Origin of the sequence: Aquibium sp. ELW1220, from assembly GCF_030398385.1 — a bacterium.
Lineage (GTDB): Bacteria > Pseudomonadota > Alphaproteobacteria > Rhizobiales > Rhizobiaceae > Aquibium.
On record NZ_JAOAOQ010000053.1, the window covers coordinates 14,753 to 34,189 of the forward strand.

General features: G+C 67.7%; 17 protein-coding genes and 2 pseudogenes. 14 read left to right on the forward strand and 5 right to left on the reverse strand.

What is annotated here, in order from left to right; genetic code table 11:
* Positions 1–7: 7 nt before the first annotated feature.
* The 6 genes and pseudogenes from tatC to N1F91_RS27760 all read left to right on the forward strand — a co-directional run bounded on the left by tatC (position 8) and on the right by N1F91_RS27760 (position 6,054).
* The gene (gene tatC / locus N1F91_RS27740; protein ID WP_289996976.1) at positions 8–832 is read left to right on the forward strand and encodes a twin-arginine translocase subunit TatC; all 825 of its coding nucleotides are present in this window, start codon (positions 8–10) and stop codon (positions 830–832) included.
* A gap of 530 nt (positions 833–1,362) precedes the next feature.
* Positions 1,363–2,034, forward strand: a pseudogene (locus N1F91_RS31195) (serine--tRNA ligase); the annotation flags it as partial.
* 144 nt (positions 2,035–2,178) lie between these two features.
* Positions 2,179–2,790, forward strand: a pseudogene (gene serS / locus N1F91_RS31200) (serine--tRNA ligase); the annotation flags it as partial.
* A 192-nt stretch (positions 2,791–2,982) separates the two neighbouring features.
* The gene (gene surE / locus N1F91_RS27750) at positions 2,983–3,741 is read left to right on the forward strand and encodes a 5'/3'-nucleotidase SurE (RefSeq protein ID WP_289996955.1); all 759 of its coding nucleotides are present in this window, start codon (positions 2,983–2,985) and stop codon (positions 3,739–3,741) included.
* Positions 3,738–4,391: a protein-L-isoaspartate(D-aspartate) O-methyltransferase gene (locus N1F91_RS27755; protein ID WP_289996957.1), complete on the forward strand. Its 654-nt coding sequence runs from the start codon at positions 3,738–3,740 to the stop codon at positions 4,389–4,391. The genes surE and N1F91_RS27755 overlap by 4 nt, the downstream gene beginning before the upstream one ends.
* A 193-nt stretch (positions 4,392–4,584) precedes the next feature.
* On the forward strand, positions 4,585–6,054 hold the full coding sequence (locus tag N1F91_RS27760; protein ID WP_354670569.1) for a peptidoglycan DD-metalloendopeptidase family protein: 1,470 nt from the start codon (positions 4,585–4,587) through the stop codon (positions 6,052–6,054).
* A gap of 43 nt (positions 6,055–6,097) precedes the next feature.
* Here the strand turns inward: N1F91_RS27760 and N1F91_RS27765 are convergent, their stop codons facing one another.
* Complete coding sequence (locus N1F91_RS27765; protein WP_289996959.1) at positions 6,098–6,970, reverse strand: ATP-binding protein; 873 nt, start codon at positions 6,968–6,970, stop codon at positions 6,098–6,100.
* Positions 6,971–7,143: 173 nt separating this feature from the next.
* On the opposite strand from N1F91_RS27765, the gene yajC reads away from it, so the two are divergent.
* The 6 genes from yajC (at position 7,144) to N1F91_RS27795 (ending at position 12,821) form a co-directional block, all read left to right on the forward strand.
* Complete coding sequence (yajC, locus tag N1F91_RS27770) at positions 7,144–7,482, forward strand: preprotein translocase subunit YajC (RefSeq protein WP_289996960.1); 339 nt, start codon at positions 7,144–7,146, stop codon at positions 7,480–7,482.
* A gap of 48 nt (positions 7,483–7,530) precedes the next feature.
* On the forward strand, positions 7,531–10,095 hold the full coding sequence (gene secDF, locus N1F91_RS27775) for a protein translocase subunit SecDF (RefSeq protein ID WP_289996961.1): 2,565 nt from the start codon (positions 7,531–7,533) through the stop codon (positions 10,093–10,095).
* A complete protein-coding gene (locus tag N1F91_RS27780; RefSeq protein WP_289996962.1) occupies positions 10,058–10,492 on the forward strand; it encodes an Mth938-like domain-containing protein in 435 nt (144 codons plus the stop codon). The genes secDF and N1F91_RS27780 overlap by 38 nt, the downstream gene beginning before the upstream one ends.
* Position 10,493: 1 nt before the next feature.
* Entirely contained in the window at positions 10,494–11,318 is an 825-nt protein-coding gene (locus N1F91_RS27785) for a phytoene/squalene synthase family protein (RefSeq protein WP_289996963.1), read from the forward strand.
* A gap of 103 nt (positions 11,319–11,421) precedes the next feature.
* On the forward strand, positions 11,422–11,853 hold the full coding sequence (locus N1F91_RS27790) for a hypothetical protein (RefSeq protein ID WP_289996964.1): 432 nt from the start codon (positions 11,422–11,424) through the stop codon (positions 11,851–11,853).
* Positions 11,853–12,821, forward strand: a complete 969-nt coding sequence (locus N1F91_RS27795) for a sterol desaturase family protein (protein ID WP_289996966.1) — start codon at positions 11,853–11,855, stop codon at positions 12,819–12,821. The genes N1F91_RS27790 and N1F91_RS27795 overlap by 1 nt, the downstream gene beginning before the upstream one ends.
* 308 nt (positions 12,822–13,129) lie before the next feature.
* Here N1F91_RS27795 and N1F91_RS27800 read toward each other — a convergent pair whose 3' ends face one another.
* Together N1F91_RS27800 and N1F91_RS27805 are read right to left on the reverse strand one after the other, a co-directional pair.
* Entirely contained in the window at positions 13,130–13,435 is a 306-nt protein-coding gene (locus N1F91_RS27800) for a type II toxin-antitoxin system ParD family antitoxin (protein WP_289996967.1), read from the reverse strand.
* Between the two features lie 126 nt (positions 13,436–13,561).
* On the reverse strand, positions 13,562–14,395 hold the full coding sequence (locus N1F91_RS27805) for a crotonase/enoyl-CoA hydratase family protein (protein ID WP_289996968.1): 834 nt from the start codon (positions 14,393–14,395) through the stop codon (positions 13,562–13,564).
* A 100-nt stretch (positions 14,396–14,495) separates the two neighbouring features.
* Between N1F91_RS27805 and N1F91_RS27810 the strand changes: the two genes are divergently transcribed.
* Positions 14,496–15,938 (forward strand): HD domain-containing protein, encoded by a 1,443-nt coding sequence (locus N1F91_RS27810; RefSeq protein WP_289996970.1) that lies wholly within the window; start codon positions 14,496–14,498, stop codon positions 15,936–15,938.
* Positions 15,939–15,941: 3 nt separating this feature from the next.
* Here N1F91_RS27810 and trmFO read toward each other — a convergent pair whose 3' ends face one another.
* Positions 15,942–17,363 (reverse strand): methylenetetrahydrofolate--tRNA-(uracil(54)-C(5))-methyltransferase (FADH(2)-oxidizing) TrmFO, encoded by a 1,422-nt coding sequence (gene trmFO, locus N1F91_RS27815; RefSeq protein WP_289996971.1) that lies wholly within the window; start codon positions 17,361–17,363, stop codon positions 15,942–15,944.
* Here trmFO and N1F91_RS27820 point away from each other — a divergent pair.
* Positions 17,350–18,096, forward strand: coding sequence for a hypothetical protein (locus tag N1F91_RS27820; RefSeq protein ID WP_289996972.1), 747 nt, complete (start codon positions 17,350–17,352; stop codon positions 18,094–18,096). The genes trmFO and N1F91_RS27820 overlap by 14 nt on opposite strands.
* A 22-nt stretch (positions 18,097–18,118) precedes the next feature.
* On the opposite strand, the gene N1F91_RS27825 is transcribed toward N1F91_RS27820, so the two are convergent.
* Positions 18,119–19,072: an aldo/keto reductase gene (locus N1F91_RS27825; RefSeq protein WP_289996973.1), complete on the reverse strand. Its 954-nt coding sequence runs from the start codon at positions 19,070–19,072 to the stop codon at positions 18,119–18,121.
* Positions 19,073–19,437 lie beyond the last annotated feature (365 nt).

The window sequence follows — 19,437 nt, forward strand, 5'->3', positions numbered from 1 at the left end:
GCCGTTGATGGAGCACCTGATCGAGCTGCGCACGCGCCTGATGTGGGCGATCGGCGGCTTCTTCGTGGCCTTCCTGGTCTGCTTCTTCTTCGCCAAGCAGCTCTTCAACCTGCTGGTGATTCCCTTCCAGTGGGCCACCGGCTGGGCCGGTCTCGATCCGACGAAGGTCGACCTGATCTACACCGCCCCGCAGGAATTCTTCTTCACGCAGATCAAGCTCGGCATGTTTGGCGGCCTCGTGCTCGCCTTCCCGCTGATCGCCGCGCAGATCTACAAATTTGTCGCTCCGGGCCTCTACAAGAACGAGCGTGGCGCCTTCCTGCCCTTCCTCATCGCCTCGCCGATCCTGTTCCTGATCGGCGGCGCGCTGGTCTATTTCTTCTTCACGCCGATGGTCATGTGGTTCTTCCTGTCGATGCAGCAGGTCGGACCCGACGAGGAGGTGCAGATCTCGCTCCTGCCGCGCGTGTCTGAATATCTCGGCTTGATCATGACGCTGATCTTCTCCTTCGGCCTGGTGTTCCAGCTGCCGGTGGTGACGTCGCTGATGGCCCGCGTTGGCCTGCTCACGGCGGCCGGTCTCGTCGACAAGCGCAAGTACGCCATCGTCATCGCCTTCGTTGTCGCCGCGGTGCTCACGCCGCCCGATCCGGTCAGCCAGATCGGCCTCGCGCTGCCGACGATCCTGCTCTACGAGATCTCCATCATCCTCGCCCGCCGCATCGAGAAGACGAGGGCGCTGGCCGAAGCCGCCAAGGCGAAGGCCGAAGCCGACGAGGAAGCGCGCGAAGCCGCCGAAGCGCAGGCCGCCGCGGAGACGAAGGCGACCTGAGGCGCGGGTAAAGCGGCCCATGCGCCGCGCATGTCTGCCGACCCGGATGTCTGCGCGAGGCGACCCCCACCCCTTGCCCCTCCCCTCAAGGGTGAGGGGGATCCTGCTGCGTTCCCACTACGCCTTCCGCCGATTTGTGTCGCGCGACTTCCGCCGTCCCCCTCCCCCTTGAGGGTAGGGGGTGGGGGATGCCTCGCGCTGCCGCCGCCCGAGTGCCGCACGACCTTCGCCGTCCCCCTCCCCCTTGAGGGTAGGGGGTGGGGGATGCCTCGCGCTGCCGCCGCCCGAGTGCCGCACGACCTTCGCCGTCCCCCTCCCCCTCGAGGGGAGGGGCAAGGGGTGGGGGTAGCCTCGCACCACCGTCGACCGAATGCCGCGCACCACCGCCGAGGCTTCGCCCCACCGCACGTTCCCCCGCATCCGCCGCGGTCTTGCGTCTCCTCGATTTGCGGTTTAGGGCCTTCCCGTCCCTTGCCATGCGCCGCAGGGACCCCGTCACTCACCCGCCGCATCAGGGACCAGACCCCGCCATGCTCGACATCCGATGGATCCGCGAAAACCCGCAAGCCCTCATCGACGCGCTCGTCAAGCGCGGCTGGTCGGCGGACGAGTCGCGATCGACGGTGGACGATGTCGTTTCCCGTGACGAGGCGCGCCGCTCCCATCTGACCGAGCTGCAGCAGAGCCAGGAGCGCCGCAACGCCGCCTCCAAGGAGATCGGCAACGCCATGCGCAATGGCGACATGGCGCGCGCCGAGGCGCTGAAGGCCGAGGTCGGCACGATCAAGGACTTCATCCAGAACGGCGAGGCGCGCGAGCGCGAGCTCGACGAGGCGCTGAAGCAGGCGCTGGCCGTGCTGCCCAATGTGCCTTTGCCCGACGTGCCGGTCGGCAAGGACGAGCACGCCAATGTCGAACTGCGCCGCGTCGGCGAGCCGCGCCGCATCAACTGGGCCAGGGAGCACTGGGAACTCGGCGAGGCCATGGGCCTGATGGATTTCGAGCGCGCCGCCAAACTCTCCGGCGCCCGCTTCACCGTCCTCAAGGGCCAGCTCGCCCGCCTTGAACGCGCCCTCGGCCAGTTCATGCTCGACCTGCACACGACCGAGCACGGCTACACGGAAGTCCAGCCGCCGCTGTTGGTGCGCGACGAGGCGATGTTCGGGACGGGACAGCTGCCGAAGTTTAAGGAGGACCTGTTCGCTGCTACGCAGCTATTTTCCGAAGATCTGAAGCTGAAACATATGCAAGATCTAGTTGCCGAAACGAAGTACGACTCTCCGCTGCATAAGCTTGCGACTGATTTTGCCAAGTTTCTGGACATATCCGATCCTTTCGACCGCCTCTGGCTTATCCCCACCTCCGAAGTGCCCCTCACCAACCTCGTGCGCGAAGACATCCAGGACGTCGCCGACCTGCCCCTGCGCTATACCGCGCTCACCCCCTGCTTCCGCTCGGAGGCGGGTTCGGCCGGGCGCGACACGCGCGGCATGCTGCGCCAGCACCAGTTCTACAAGGTCGAGCTGGTATCGATCACCGACGAGGCCTCGTCGCTCGCCGAGCACGAGCGCATGACCGCTTGTGCGGAAGAGGTCCTGAAGCGCCTCGGCCTGCCGTTCCGCACCATGGTTCTCTCCACCGGCGACATGGGCTTCGGTGCGCAGAAGACGCACGACATCGAGGTCTGGCTGCCCGGCCAGAACGCCTACCGCGAGATCTCCTCCTGCTCGGTCTGCGGCGATTTCCAGGCCCGCCGCATGGACGCGCGCTACCGGCCGAAGGCGGAGGAAGGGCAGGGCAAGGTGCAGCCGCGCTTCGTCCACACCCTCAACGGCTCCGGCGTCGCCGTCGGCCGCGCGCTGATCGCGGTGATGGAAAACTACCAGAACGAGGACGGCTCGGTCACGATTCCTGAAGCATTGCGTCCCTACATGGGCGGACTGGAGCGGATCGGCTGACGGCTGGTACACGACGTCAGCGCTCCACGGCGCCCCCCTCTGGCCTGCCGGCCATCTCCCCCACGAGGGGGGAGATCGGCAGCTTCGGCGCCGCGCGTGATCTCCCCCCTCGTGGGGGAGATGCCCGGCAGGGCAGAGGGGGGCGCGAAGGAATGCGACGTTTCCGAACCGACGAAAGAACAAGGGCACCCCATGCGCATACTCATCACCAATGACGACGGCGTCCATGCCGAGGGCATCCAGGTGCTGGAGCGGATGGCGCGGGCGCTTTCCGACGACGTCTGGATCGTCGCTCCCGAGACCGACCAGTCGGGCTTTGCCCATTCGCTGTCGCTGTCGGAGCCGCTGCGCATGCGCAGGCTCGACGCCAAGCACTACGCCCTGCGCGGCACCCCGACCGACTGCGTCATCATGGGTGTGCGCAAGATCATGGACGCTCCGCCGGACCTGATCCTGTCGGGCATCAACTCCGGCACCAACGTCGCCGACGACGTCACCTATTCGGGCACGGTGGCGGGCGCCATGGAAGGCACGCTGCTCGGCATCCGCTCGATCGCGCTCAGCCAGGCCTACAATTTCACCGAGGAAGGCCGGATGGTGCCGTGGGAGGTCGCCGAGACGGTCGGCCCGGCGCTGCTGGAAAAGCTGATCGCCACCAGCCTGCCGGCCGGCACGTTCCTCAACGTCAATTTCCCCAATTGCGATCCCGCCGCCGTGGTGGGCACGAGGGTCACCACCCAGGGCAAGCGCGTGCACGGCCTGTGGATCGACGAGCGCCGCGACGGCCGCAACTTCCCCTACTACTGGCTGCGCTTCGGCCGCGAGCCGTCGGAGGTGCGCGAGGGCACCGATCTCGCCGCGCTGCGCGACAACTGCGTCTCCGTCACGCCGATGCATCTCGATCTCACCGCGCACGAGCTTCGCGACCCGCTGGAGCGCGCGATCGGATGAACGCGGTCGCCGACGAGCGCGAAGGCTTCGCCGCGTTCCTGCTGCGCATGCGCGGCAAGGGCATCGCCGGCAAGGATCTCGTCGGTGCGATCGAGCAGGTGCCGCGGCGCAATTTCATCGGCGCGCAATGGCAGTCGTCGGTCTGGTCCGACCGGCTCGTCCCCATCGCCTGCGGCGAGGTGATCGAGGGCATCGACTTGCAGGCGCAGGTCATCCACGCCCTGTCGCTCGACCCGCAGCACCGGGTGCTGGAAATCGGCACCGGCTCCGGCTTCACCGCCGCCGTGATGGCCAGGCTCTGCGCCCGCGTCGTCAGCATCGATCGCTACCGCACCCTGATCGAGCAGGCCCGCCACCGGCTGGATGCGCTGGGCATCGGCAACGTCATCCTGCGGCAGGCGGATGCCAAGCTCGGCCTGGCGGGCGAGGGGCCCTTCGACCGGATCGTCTCCTGGGCCGCCTTCGACAGCATGCCGCGCAGCTATGTCGACCAGCTCGCCTCCGGCGGCGTCATGATCGCGCCGATCGGCCCCGGCGACGGCGAGCAGGCGGTCGCCCGCCTCACCAAGGTCGGCAGCCGTTTCGAGCGGCACGACATCGGCAAGGTCCGCCTCCAGCCGCTGCTGCCCGGCCTCGCCGCGCGGATCTGAGCAGGCATTTCACTATTCGTCGGCCGCTTAACCGCCCGGTAAGATTAACGCGCTTTAATCGCCTCGTACTGTAACGAGTATACGCGAGTAAAATGCGATGCGGATGAGGGTTTCGGGGGCAAACGGGCGCGGTCTTTCGCGCTTTGCCGTGATATTTGCGACCACCACCGTTCTGGCGGGGTGCAGCTCCGGCGTGACCCGCTTCAACGAGGCGGTCTTCACCGACGATCTGCTGACGGGCTCTACCGCCAATCAGCGATCGATCATCAGGAACGATACGCGACAGCCATTCCCCGGCGATGCCCGCACGGCCGCCGCGCCGGCAGCCGGCCCCTACGGCAATGCGCCCGACCGCTATGCGGTGGCAGCGCCCGCCGGCGGCGTCCAGCGCTCCTCGCTCCCGCCGATGGCATCCGCCCAGCCGGCCCCCGTGCAGCAGGCATCCATCCAGCCCGCACCCGTCCAGATCGCCCGCGCTCCGGTGGAGGTCGATCGGACGGTGACCAGCGCGACCGCGCCCCGCACCGACATGGCGACCGCCGACTCGTCGCAGCAGGGCTGGTCGAAGGTCGGCGGCACGGTCGTCTCCGTCCGTCAGGGCGAAACCCTCTACAACATGTCCAAGCGCTTCGGCGTCCCGGTCAAGGAGATCCTGAAGGCCAACGACATGGCCTCCGCCAGCGAACTGGCGGCCGGCCAGAAGGTGATCATCCCCACCTATGTCTATTCGCGCCAGGCGCCCGTCTCGGCGCCCGACAACGATCCGCAGGTCGCCGCCGCAAGCTCGACGCGCGGCCTGAAGAACGACGCGCCGAACGCGCCGCGCCCGGTGCCGGCGCCCGCCCAGAACGTCGCCGTCCTGCCGCAGGCCCCCAAGCCGCGCGAACAGGCCGCGGGCAACGCGCCGGCCACGACCAACACCGCCACGCGTCTCGCCACCTCCAACGCCGGCAACGTCTACACGGTCGTCTCCGGCGACACGCTGAACTCCGTCGCCCGCAAGACCGGCGCCACCACGGCGCAGCTGAAGGCGGCCAACAATCTCGGCGACGGCTACCTCCGCATCGGCCAGAAGCTGTCGGTCCCGGCGGCCGGAACGGCCACCGTCGCGCGGGCGAAACCCGCGGCTGCGTCGGTCGATCCGATCACCACGAGCTCGGCCAACACCGCCGCCCCCAAGGCGCAGGCGCCGAGCCCCGTCACCGCCTACACGCCGCCGACCCGCGACGAGAAGGTGATCAAGGAAGCCGTGACCCAGACGGCGGCGATCGCGCCCGAGGCGACCGGCGTCGGCAAGATGCGCTGGCCCGTCCGCGGCCGCGTCATCGAAGGATATGGCCGCTCGGCAGGCGGCCGCGTCAACGACGGCATCGACATCGCCGTGCCCGAAGGCACGCCGGTCAAGGCGGCCGAGAACGGCGTGGTCATCTATGCCGGCGACGGGCTGAAGGAATTCGGCAACACGGTCCTCGTCCGCCACGAGGACGGGCTGGTTTCGGTCTACGGCCACGCCTCCGAGCTCAACGTCAAGCGTGGCGACAAGGTCCGCCGCGGCCAGGAGATCGCGCGCTCGGGCATGAGCGGCGCTGCCGACATGCCGAAGCTGCATTTCGAGGTGCGCAAGGACTCCGCACCGGTCGATCCGTCCAAGTTCCTGGAATGAGGGGGAGGGCGCGCCGGACGACCCGGCGCCCCTCGCTACCCGTTCAGCCGTCGAGGCGCTGCCCCAGCCGTCCGGCGAGATCCTGAACGAACTGCCACGCCACGCGGCCAGACCGCGCCCCGCGCGTCGTTGCCCATTCGAGGGCCTGCGCGCGAAGATCGTCTGCGTCGATCTTCAGGCCGTAGTGGCCGACATAGCCGTCCACCATCGCCAGGTAGTCGTCCTGCGAACATTTGTGGAAGCCGAGCCACAGGCCGAAGCGGTCCGACAGCGACACCTTCTCCTCCACCGCTTCCGACGGATTGATCGCCGTCGAGCGCTCGTTGTCGATCATGTCGCGCGGCAGAAGATGGCGCCGGTTCGACGTCGCATAGAAGATCACGTTGCCGGGCCGGCCCTCGACGCCACCCTCCAGCGCCGCCTTCAGCGACTTGTAGGAGGTGTCGTCGTGATCGAACGACAGGTCGTCGCAAAACAGGACGAAACGGTGCGGCGATGCCTTCAGGATCGCCAGCAGGCCGGGCAGGCTGTCGATGTCTTCACGGTGGATCTCGACGAGCTTCAGCGCGGAGGCCGGCTGCGCCGCGTTGACGGCGGCATGCGCGGCCTTGACCAGCGACGATTTGCCCATGCCGCGCGCGCCCCACAGCAGCACGTTGTTTGCGGGCAGCCCCGCGGCAAAGCGCCCGGTGTTGTCGACGAGGATGTCGCGCACCCGGTCGACGCCGCGGATCAGCCCGATCTCGACCCGGTTGACCCGTTCCACCGGCTGCAGCACGCGCGATGCGGCATCCCAGACGAAGCAGTCGGCCGCCTCGACGTCCGACCGCGGCGGCGCAGCCGGCGCCAGACGCTCGATGGCCGCGATCAGCCGGTCGATCTTGTCGCTCAGGGTCTCCGGCTTTCGGCTGTTCATAACGCTCCCGCATCCTCCACTCGTCGCAAGGCGCTCTAACACGCGCCGAAGCGGCGCAAAAGCACGGTGTTCACGCGGCTTGTCGGTTGCAAAGGCGACGCGAGCGACTATATTCCGCGCACCTTCGGAGGGGCCGGAACAGGCCCCTCATCCCAATCTTTCAGGAGACCTAGATGTTCGTGACACCGGCTTATGCGCAAACGGCTGGGGGCGGCTCCGACATGCTGATCAGCATCCTGCCCTTCGTCCTCATCTTCGTCATCATGTATTTCCTGATCATCCGGCCGCAGCGCCAGCAGCTGAAGAAGCGCCAGGAGATGCTCGCCGCCGTCCGCCGCGGCGATTCGGTGGTCACCGGCGGCGGTCTTGTCGGCAAGGTCACGAAGGTCATCAACGACAACGAACTCGAGATCGACCTCGGCAACGGCCTCAAGGTCACCGCCCTGCGCGGAACGATCGCCGATGTGCGGGTCAAGGGCGAGCCGGTCGCCAACGAGAACGCCAAGAAATAAACACGTTGCGGGCGGACGGTCGACGATCTCTGCCCGACGGATAGCGACATGCTCTACTTCTCGCGCTGGAAGACCATCCTCATCTGGCTGGCCGTCTTGGCCGGCGTCGTCTTCGCGGCGCCCAACCTGGTTTCAAGGGACACGCTGGCTTCGCTGCCCGAATGGCTTCCCAAGCGCCAGATGACGCTTGGCCTCGACCTGCAGGGCGGATCGCACATCCTCCTGCAGATCGACCAGCAGGACCTGATCGACGAGCGGCTGGAAACGACGCGCGACGACATCCGCCGCCTGCTGCGCGACGCCCGCATCGGCTACACCGGGCTGACCGGCACCGGGCGCACGGTACAGGTCCGGGTTCGCGACGCCGGCGATCTGGAACGGGCCAGGGAGGCGCTTGCCGGCCTGATCGAACCGATCTCGGCCGGGCTCTTCGCTGGCGGGACCGTCAACGAACTGGAGCTTTCCGAGCCGGAGCCGGAGCTGCTCCGCTACACGCTCACCGATACCGGCATCACCTACCGCCTGTCGTCGGCGCTGTCGCAGTCGATCGAAGTGGTCGGCCGGCGCGTCAACGAACTCGGCACCACCGAACCGGTCATCCAGCGCCAGGGCGACGACCGCATCCTGGTGCAGGTTCCGGGCCTCGGCGATCCGCAGCGCCTCAAGGACATTCTCGGCCAGACCGCCAAGCTGACCTTCCAGATGGTCGACAGCTCCATGCCCGTGCAGGAGGCGATCGAAGGCCGTCCGCCTGCGGGCTCGACGGTGATGTTCTCCACCGACGATCCGCCCGTCCCTTACCTGATCGAGAACCGTGTCATCGTTTCGGGCGAGAATCTCGTCGATGCGCAGGCGAGTTTCGACCAGCGCACCAACGAGCCGGTCGTCTCCTTCCGCTTCGACACCCAGGGTGCCACCCGGTTCGGTCAGGCCACGCAGCAGAACGTCGGTCGCCTGTTCGCCATCATCCTCGACAACCAGGTCATCTCCGCGCCGCAGATCCGCGAGCCGATCCTCGGCGGCACCGGCCAGATCTCGGGAAGCTTCGACGTCCAGGGCGCGAACGATCTCGCCGTGCTGCTACGGGCGGGCGCGCTGCCTGCCACGCTCGACATCATCGAGGAACGGACCGTCGGTCCCGGCCTGGGCCAGGATTCGATCGATGCAGGCAAGCTCGCCGGTGCGATCGGTGCCGTTCTCGTGCTCGTCTTCATGGTGGCGGCCTACGGGCTGCTCGGCCTGATCGCCAACGTCGCGCTCATCGCCAACGTCGCGATGATCGTGGCGCTGCTGTCGCTGCTGGGCGCCACACTGACATTGCCGGGCATTGCCGGCATCGTGCTGACCATCGGCATGGCCGTCGATTCCAACGTGCTGATCTACGAACGTATCCGGGAGGAACGACGCAACGGCCGGTCGCTGATCCAGGCGATCGACACCGGCTTCAGCCGCGCGATGGCGACGATCGTCGACGCCAACGTCACGACGCTGATTGCGGCAGTCGTGCTGTTCTACCTGGGCAGCGGCCCGGTGAAGGGCTTTGCCGTCACCCTGGCCATCGGCATCGTCACCACCGTCTTCACGGCCTTCACCCTGACCCGCTGGCTGGTGGCCGCCTGGGTCCGGCGCGCCAAGCCCAAGGAACTGCCGCGCGCACCCGTCCGCCTTGTGCCGGAACGCACCAGCATTCCCTTCATGGCGATGCGGCGCTGGACCTTCACCCTGTCGTCCATCCTGTCGGTCGGCGCCGTCGTGCTCTTCATGACGGTCGGCATGAACTACGGCATCGACTTCAAGGGCGGATCGCTGATCGAGGTACAGTCGCGCAGCGGGCCCGCCGACGTGGCCAACATCCGCAGCCGACTCTCGGACCTGAATCTCGGCGAGATCCAGGTGCAGCAGTTCGGCGCCGATACGGACGTGCTGATCCGCGTCCAGGCGCAGGACGGCGGCGACAACGCCACCCAAAGCGCGGTGGCGGTCGTCCGCGCCGAGCTCGAGGAGGATTTCGACATCCGCCGCGTCGAGACGGTCGGGCCGACCGTGTCGGGCGAGCTTGCCACGCAGGGCACCATCGGCGTCATCGTCGCGCTGGCCCTCATCATGGTCTACGTCTGGTTCCGCTTCGAATGGCAGTTCGCCGTCGGCGCCATCATCGCGACCATCCACGACGTGGTGATCACGATGGGCTTCTTCGTCCTGTCCGGGATCGAATTCAACCAGTCGTCGATCGCGGCGATCCTGACGATCGTCGGCTATTCGCTGAACGATACGGTGGTCGTCTACGACCGCGTGCGCGAGGAACTGCGGCGATACAAGAAGATGCCGCTGCCGCAACTGCTCAACATCGCCATCAACGAGACTCTATCACGCACGACGATGACGTCGGTGACGACGCTGATGGCCCTGTTTGCGCTGTTCCTGTTCGGCGGCGAGGTTATCCGTTCCTTCACGGCTGCCATGCTGTTCGGCGTGCTCTTCGGCACCTATTCGTCGATCTTCATCGCCGCGCCGCTGCTCATCCTCTTCAAGCTGAGGCCGGGCGCGCTCTCCCAGGAGAGCGACGAGGCAAGGGATGGCGAGACCGCGCAGGTCGAGGGCTCGAAGGCCTGATCATGGCGGATGGAGCGGCATGATCATCCGGGAGGCATACTTTCCCGGCCGCGCGCCGCTCGATGCCTATGGCGCAGGCGGCTTCCGCTTCGCCGACATGTCGCACCGCGGCTCGCTGCTGTGTCTTCCGTCCGGCATCCACGGCTGGGAGCCGGCGGACCCGGAACGGCTCGCGACCGGCGATTTCGAACGGCTTCTGGCGGAGGCCGACGGCATCGAGATCCTGATCGTGGGGATGGGGCGCGAACTGCGCCGCATCCCCCAGCCCCTGCGCGATGCCTTCCGCGCCGCCGGAATTTCGGCCGATCCGATGTCGACCGGCGCGGCCGTGCGGACCTACAACGTGCTGCTCGCCGAGGACAGGGCGGTCGCCGCGGCGCTGATCGCCGTCGACTGAGATGGCGTCCACCCCCGATCACCTGACGCAGATCGTCCGGTCGGGCGATCCCGAGCGCTGGCTGTCCGTGCTCTACGCACCGGAGGACAGGCGCGAGGCGCTGCTCTCGCTCTACGCCTTCAACGTCGAGGTGGCGCGCATCCGCGACGCAGTGCGCGAGCCGCTGCCGGGCGAGATCCGCCTGCAATGGTGGCGCGATGCGATCGCCGCGCCGGCGGGCGCCATGACCGGCAATCCCGTGGCGGACTCGCTGCGCGCGACGATCGCGACCTGCGACTTGCCGCTTCCCGCCTTCGACAACATGCTGGAGGCGCGGATCTTCGATCTCTACGATGACCCGATGCCCGACCGCACGACGCTGGAAGGCTATTGCGGCGAGACCGCGGGCGCGCTGATCCAGTTCGCCGCGCTGGTGCTCGATCGCGAGGCGGCGATGGCGCATGCGGCGCTCGCCGGCCATGCCGGCTGTGCCCAGGCGATCGCCGGGCTCCTGCGCCTCCTGCCCGTTCACCGGGCGCGGGGGCAATGCTATGTGCCTGCCGACATCCTGGCTGCGGCGGGGATCGATCGCGATACGTTCCTTGCAGGCGGTCCGGGCTCCGATCGCGCTGTGTCCGCAATGGCCGCGCTGGGGCGCGAACACGTCTCCGCCTTCGAGCGCGGCGCAGGCGCACTGCCCGCCAGCCTGCGACCGGCCTACCTGCCTGCGGCCTTCGCCGGTGCGCACCTGTCGCGCATCGAGGCGGCGCCGCTGGACGGCGGCCGGCCGCTCTCGGCCCTGCGCCGCCACTGGATCGCCCTCCGGAAGGCCTCGCGCGGCTGGTAGCGCGTGGCGCTTTCCGTCGCGTGATCTTTGACGTTTACGTCAACAAGGTGCTAGATCGGGCCGTGCGGATTCTTCGGATCCGCGCGGGAGGAAGAACGCAGCGATGAGCCTGCCTGTACTCGTGGTCCTGGTCGTCGTGGGCATCGCGGCGATCGTGCTGGCGGTGCACCTGACCGGTGGCACCCGCAACGCCCTCCTCGTCGACGAGGCAGCGGCGCGCGCGCGTTTCGCCGTCGATCATCCGCGCGAGCAGCCGAAGCGCGCTTGTCTCACGGCGACGGGCGATGCCGCGTTCCTCGAACTGCATGGCGGACGGACCGGCATCGTCCGGTCCTTCGGGGGCAATTTCCTGACCCGCATCGTCACCGCCTCCGACGTCGCGCGGCTGGAGCGGGCGGCGGCTGCGTCGCTGGTCGTCGTCGCGCGCGACTTCACCTGGCGGGGCGGACGCTTCGACTTCGCGACGGCCACGGATGCGGACCGCGTCGCGGAGTGGCTCGTTCCGGCGACCGAAGAGCAGAGGAGGCTCGCCTGATGGACGGATACGCGTTTCCCAAGGTCACCGAACTGGCGATCCCGTTTTTCGTGGCGGCGATCCTGATCGAGCTCTGGCTCGTGCGGACCGGACGGGCGAAGGGGAATTTCGAGACGCGCGACACGCTGACCAGCCTGCTGATGGGCACCGGCAATGTCGTTGCCGGCATCCTGCTCGGCTTCGTCGCCTACCAGGCGCTGGCATGGCTGTGGCAGTTCCGGCTGTTCGACCTCGGCCTGTCCTTGTGGTTGTTCCTCGCCGCCTTCCTGATCGACGACCTGCGCTACTACTGGTACCACCGCATCGCCCACCGCGTGCGCTGGGTCTGGGCCGAGCACGTCAACCATCACTCCAGCCAGCACTACAACCTGTCGACCGCGCTCAGGCAGTCCTGGACCGGCACCTTCACCGGCATGTTCGTGCTGCAGGCGCCGATCGTGCTCCTCGGTATTCATCCGGCGGTGATCGCTTTCGTCTTCGGCTTCAACCTCGTCTGGCAGTTCTGGATCCACACCGAGGCGATCGGCCGCCTGCCGGCCTGGTTCGAAGCGGTGTTCAACACGCCCTCGCACCACCGCGTCCACCACGCCACCAACCCGCGCTATCTCGATGCCAACTATGCCGGAACGCTGATCGTCTGGGACAGGCTGTTCGGCACCTTCGTGCCCGAACTCGACGAGGATCGGCCCCGCTACGGCATCGTGAAGAACCTCGGGACCTTCAACCCGCTAAAGGTCGCGTTCCACGAATGGGTCGGCATGTTCCGCGACGCCGCCGCGCCCGGCCTGACAATCCGCCAGCGGATGGCCTACCTCTTCGCCCCGCCCGGCTGGAGCCACGATGGCTCGCGCGAAACGTCGGAGAGCCTCAAGGCCGACTACGTGCTGCGCAACCCGGGCGAGGCGGGGAGGCCGGGCCTACCGAGGAGGGCGGGAGGCGGCGGTAGCGCAGCGGAGCCGGCTGAGTAGGATCAGTCATTACTGCTCTCGGATGACGGTCGACCGCGCAGAACAGACTCGTGGTCGCGCCCGCGGCGGAAGACGTTCGAGATCAGCACGTGGTCGTTTTCTACGACGTAGAAGATTATTGCGCTCCGTTCGAACGGGAGGCTGCGAGTCCTGCGGCAAGATCGTCGCGCGGCCGTCCCGACGACGGTACCTCTCCTATCCGTCTGCACCGCGCCTCTAGCCGATCAGATTATCGAAGAGCGACGTCGATTGATCCGGACGCGCGCGCGACGTCCTCGATCAGGTCGACGAGATTGCTCTTCGCCAAGTTACTCCAACGGACTTTGAGGCGCTTCATTGAAACCACCTGCGGCTTTCGCCTGCAATCGTGCGCGAACCGCGGCAAAGACCTCTTCGTTGCTGTGTCCAGGACCAGGGTTTTCGAGGGACGCCCGGATCTGTGCCTTCACCCAGGCAAGGCGTTCGGCGCGCTCCTCCTCTTCGGACTGGAGCGCGCGCAGGCCGGCGCGGATCACTTCGCTCGCCGAGGCGTACTGCCCGCTCTCGACCTTCTCGCGGATCATCTGCGCCATCTGCGGCGTCACCGTCACCGAGAGCTTCTCCGCCTGGTCCATGATCGTGCCTCCTGCGGTAGGATTTCATCCGACCATACACGAAGTGGCGCCGCCGGCAGAAGCGGCAGGCACGGCGGGCTCTGCGCGAACGCCCTCCCGCGATCTGCGGCGGAGGGGGCTCTGCGATCACTCCCTCGCGACGAGATCCGGAAACTCAGCCGCCTGCTTCGCCATCTTCGCCTGCACCGCCGCCATCAGGTCACCGGCGCGCAGCATGCCGCCGTTCCAGGTGGCGATGTAGTCCAGCCCGTCGGCCACCGAGTGGTCGCGGGCATAGGCGAGGTTGCGCTTGATGCCGGCGATGGCGAGCGGCGACTTCGCCGCTACCGCCTGGGCAAGTTCGAAGGCTGCGGCAAGCACTGCCTCCTGGTCGGCATGGACCGCCGAGACGAGGCCGAAGGCCCTGGCTTCCTCGGCGGTGGCGCGCCGGCCGGTATAGGCGAGCTCGGCGGCGACGGCCGGCGCGATCAGCTTGGGCAACCGCTGCAGCGTGCCGACGTCGGCGGCCATGCCGATATGGATTTCCTCGATGGCGAAATAGGCGTCGGCCGCAGCGATTCGCATGTCGCAGGCCGTGATCAGGTCGACGCCCGCGCCGATGCAGGCGCCATGGATGGCGGCGATGACGGGGAAGGGCACGCGCTCGATTGCGTTGAAGGCGTCCTGCAGGGCGAGGATGGTCTCGCGCATCGCATAGGCGGCCCGGCCTGGCTCCTGCTCGAACAGCCTGGCGATGTCGGCGAAGGCGGAAAGGTCCATGCCGCCGGTGAAGTTGCGTCCATCGCCGGAGAGGATGGCGCAGCGGACCGAGGAGTCGCGGCCGAGTTCGGCCATCAGGCGTGGCAGGTCGGACCAGAACGCGGGCGACATGGCGTTCGACCGCTGCGGCCGATTCATCGCCAGGTGGACGACGGCGCCGTGACGTTCGAGGCGGAAGAAGTCTGGTTCGGTCGTGGTCATGCGATTGCCTCCGGTTCAGCGGCTTTTGTCCGCGATGCATGCAGTCCGCGCAAGCGGCGCGTTGTCCTGCCGTTAATCAGCCGGTGTCAGGATTGCAGGCATGTCCCGCTCGCTTGCTCCCTCGCACGACGTCTTTGACCAGCATGGCGCGGCCGCATCCCGGACCGGCGCTGCCGGCCAACTCCGCCTTGCCGAACTCCTCGGTACGCTCAGCCACGCGCTCGATCTCACCGAGGGCCAGCCGCCCGGCCACTGCCAGCGGGCCTGCTGGATCGGCACGAAAATCGCGATGCGGATGGGGATCGAGGGGGAGGCGCTGTCGGACGTCTACTTCGCGGTTCTGCTCAAGGATCTCGGCTGCTCCAGCAATGCCGCGCGCATCTGCGAACTCTATCTGGCCGACGACATCGCCTTCAAGCGCGACTTCAAGACGATCGACGGCAGCCTTGCTGCGGCGCTGCGTTTCGTCTTCGACAAGACGGGTCTGGAATCGGGCTTTGCCGAACGCGTCCGCGCGATCCTCAACATCCTGCGCAATGGCGGCCAGATCGCCCGCGAGATGATCGAGACGCGCTGCCATCGCGGCGCCGACATCGCCGCGAAGATGCGCTTCTCGGCCTCCGTGCAGGACGGCATCCGCTGGCTCGACGAGCATTGGGACGGATCGGGCAAGCCGGAGGGCCGCAGGGGGGCGGCGATCCCGCTCGCCTCCCGCATCGCGCTCGCCGCGCAGGTGGCCGATATCTTCCATGCCGAGGGAGGGCGGGACGCTGCCCGCCGCGAGGTCGCGGCCCGGCGCGGCACCTGGTTCGATCCGGCCGTCGTCGACGCTTTCCTCGCCGAAGAGCGCCAGCCGGGCTTCTGGGAGGCGATCGAGGCCGACGACCTCGACGTCCGGCTTTTTGCGCTGCCGCCGGCACAGGCGAGCGCCGTCGTGACGGACGACTATGTCGACGACATCGCCGCCGCCTTCGCCGACGTCATCGACGCCAAGAGCCCCTTCACGGCCGGCCACAGCCGCCGCGTCACGCTGTTCACCGACATGATCGCCGAGGAAATGGGGCTCGACCCCGTCCACCGTCGCTGGCTGCGCCGTGCCGCCCTGCTGCACGACGTGGGCAAGCTTGCGGTCTCCAACCAGATCCTCGACAAGCCCGGCAAGCCGGCAGCGGCGGAATGGGCCTCGATCCGCAGCCATCCGGTCCACAGCGCCGAAATCCTGCGCAAGGTGGCGATCTTCCGCGACCTGGCCGACATCGCCGGCGCGCACCACGAGCGGCTGGATGGCCGGGGCTATCCCCTCGGCCTGGCGGGTGACGAACTCGCGCCCGAGGTGCGCATGCTGTCGGTCGCCGACGTCTTCGACGCGCTGACGGCCGACCGGCCCTACCGCAAGGCGATGACGGTGGCGGAGGCCTTCGCCATCCTCGACAAGGATACCGGCACGGCCTTCGACGGCGATTGCGTGGCGGCGCTCAAGCGTGCGGTGGCACGTCTGGTGCCGACCGACGAGCCGGATGCGCCTGCGCTTCAGTGGAGGTGAGGCCTATTCGGCCGCCTGTGCGGCCGGCGTGCCGCCGAGCCAGTCCCGGCACGCCGCCAGCGCGCGCGCCGTCGTCGCGCGTTTCTTGGCCGCGGTCTTGTCCTTGCCGCGGAAGCGGCCCTCGAAGCCCTCGGGCTTGAGGTTCGTGCCGGGCTCCAGCGGCGGGAACAGGCCGAAATTGACGTTCATCGGCTGGAAGGAGCGCTTTCCCGGCTCGTCGTCGGACACGATGTGCCCGCCGGTGATGTGGTTGAGCAGCGCGCCGAAGGCGGTCGTCTCCGGCGGCAGCGACGGCGCGCTGCCGAGGCGTTCGGCGGCGGCGAAGCGGCCGGCGAGCAGTCCGATCGAAGCGGATTCCACATAGCCCTCGCAGCCGGTGATCTGGCCGGCGAAGCGCAGGCCCGGCCGCGATTTCAGCTGCAGCGAACCGTCGAGCAGCACGGGTGAGTTGATGTAGGTGTTGCGGTGCAGGCCGCCGAGCCGCGCGAACTCGGCATTCTCGAGCCCCGGGATCATGCGGAAGATGCGCGTCTGTTCGCCATGCTTCAGCTTGGTCTGGAAGCCGACCATGTTGTAGAGCGTGCCAAGCGCATTGTCCTGGCGCAGCTGGACGACGGCATAGGCCTTCACCGTCGGATTGTGCGCATTGGTGAGACCCATCGGCTTCATGGGGCCATGCCGAAGCGTTTCCCGCCCGCGCTCGGCCATCACCTCTATCGGCAGGCAGCCGTCGAAATAGGGCGTGCCTTCCCACTCCTTGAACTCGGTCTTGGCACCGTCGAGCAGTGCCTGGACGAAGGCCTCGTACTGCTCCCTGTCCATCGGGCAGTTGACGTAGTCCTTGCCGGTGCCGCCGGGCCCGACCTTGTCATAGCGCGACTGGAACCAGGCGACGTTCATGTCGATGGTGTCGAAATGCACGATCGGCGCGATGGCGTCGAAGAAGGCGAGCGCGTTGGCACCTGTCTCGGCACGGATCGCCTCGGCGAGCGACGGGGCGGTCAGCGGGCCGGTGGCGATGATCGCCTGGTCCCAGTCGCGCGGCGGCAGGCCGGTGATCTCCTCGCGAACCACGGTCACCAGCGGATGCGCCGCGAGCTTCGCCGTCACCGCGGCGGCAAAGCCGTCGCGATCGACGGCCAGCGCCCCGCCGGCCGGCACCTGGTGTGCGTCGCCGCAGGCCATGATCAGCGACCCGGCGAGCCGCATCTCGGCATGCAGCAGACCGACGGCGTTGTTCTCGGCGTCGTCCGACCGGAACGAATTGGAACAGACGAGTTCGGCCAGGTCGTTGGTCTTGTGCGCCTCGGTGCCGCGCACGCCGCGCATTTCGTGCAGGATGACGGGAACGCCGGCCTGCGCGATCTGCCAGGCGGCTTCAGAGCCGGCGAGCCCGCCGCCGATGACGTGGATGGGTGTGATCATGCGTCCCGAAATAGGCCGCCCCCGCCGCGAATGCAATCGCCTGGGCATCCGTCCGGGTGCGGGGAGGCCGGTTGCCGGACACGAATCCTTTTGTTGCGATGCCGACGCCGGCTGTCTATTTTCCCGCCCCATGCGTGAGGGGTTGAAAATTCCGGTGGTCCTGCTGTGCGGCGTCGTTGCCGGGTGCACCTCGTCGTCGAGCAACTATCTCGGCGAGATCACGAAGACTGAGGAAACGAGGCTCTTCGTCTGTCACGGCTTCGACTGCTCCTACAAGACGCGCGTCGATCTCGGCGCGGCCGATCACAGGCAGTATGCCTCCTACTTCGCCGAGGTCGGCTCGGCGGAGGCCGAACGCGTCGCGGTGGGAAGGGCCGTGCAGCATGCCGAGGAGCGTGCGGCCGGCGTGATCGGTATTCGTGACCTGCCGAAGTCCGACTACACGCAGTCGCGCGCCAAGGGACAGATGGACTGCATCGACGAGTCCACCAACACGCGGTCCCTTCTGCTCTATCTCGAGAAGCGCGGTCTGCTGAAGCACCACGCGGTGGAGGCGAACCGGTCGCGCGGCCTCTTCGTCGACGGTCGTTACCCGCATTCCACTGCGGTGTTGCGCGAGACAGGATCCGGCCGCAAATGGGCGATCGACAGTTGGTACGAACCGGCCGGCGGCCCGCCGGACATTCGGCTGCTCGACGAGTGGATGGCGAGCGGCCGCTTCGGCGAACGCTGACGGCCGCCGGAGCGGCCGGGGCTCAGGCCGGCGCGCTGGCCTTTTCGAGTGCCGCCATGTCGTCTGTGTCGAGCGCGAGCTCGGCTGCCTTCACCAGGCTGTCCAGTTGCTCCACCGTCGTGGCGCTGGCGATCGGCGCCGTCACGTCCGGCCGCGCCATGATCCAGGCGAGCGCGACTTCGGCCGGTTTTGCGCCGTGCTTGGCAGAGACCGTGTCCAGCGCGGCGAGGATCGCGAAGCCGCGCGGCTCGAGATAGCCGCCGATGCCGCCGCCGCGCGGGCTCTTGCCGAGATCGGCCGCGCTGCGATATTTGCCCGACAGGAAGCCCTTGGCCAGGCTGAAATAGGTGATGACGCCGAGGCCTTCCGCGCTGGTGAGTTCGCTGAGCGGCCCGTCGAAAGACGAGCGGTCGTAGAGGTTGAGCTCCGGCTGGAGCACCTCGTAACGCGGCAGGCCTTCGTCCTTTGCCACGTCGAGCGCGGCGCGCAGCTGTGCGGCGTCGAGGTTCGAGCAGCCGACGGAGCGGACCTTGCCGGCCTTCAGCAGGTCGCCATAGGCCGACAGCGTTTCCGCATAGGGCGTCTCAGGATCGGGCCAGTGCGACAGATAGAGGTCGATGACGTCGGTCTGCAGCCGGCGCAGCGATTCCTCCACCGCCTTCACGATGTAGGCTTTCGACAGGTCGCGCCTGCCTGAACCCATGTCCGAGCCGACCTTGGTGATGACGACGACCTTGTCGCGGGCCTTGCGCGCCTTCATCCACGCGCCGATCACGCTTTCCGATTCGCCGCCGCTGTGCCCGGGCGCCCAGCGGGAATAGACGTCGGCGGTGTCGATGGCGTTGAAGCCGGCATCCACGAAACGGTCGAGCAGATCGAAGGACGTCGCCTTGTCCGCAGTCCAGCCGAACACGTTGCCGCCGAAGACCAATGGCGCGATGGAAAGGCCGGTACGGCCGAGTGGGCGCATCTGCATGGGGAACTCCGCGCTGTGTTTCGGGATACGAACGAGTTCGCCCAGATATAGCGCGTGGCGAAGCCCGTGAAACCCGCCGCGATCGAAATCCGCTTGTGCCAGGGGGACCCCACAAAAAACAACACCCGCCGCGGGAGGAGGTGCGGCGGGTGTCGTTTGGGTGGCGGGCACCGGGGAGGAGGTCGGTACCGGCCCATCCGTCGTTCACCGGGAGGAGGTGGATCCCGACGGAATTCGTCAATCTGTTCCCCGCTTCGGGGAGGAAACGGCACCGGTCGCGGGAGGAGGTGCGACCGGTGCCATTTGGGTGGCGGGCACCGGGGAGGAGGTCGGTACCGGCCCATCCGTCGTTCACCGGGAGGAGG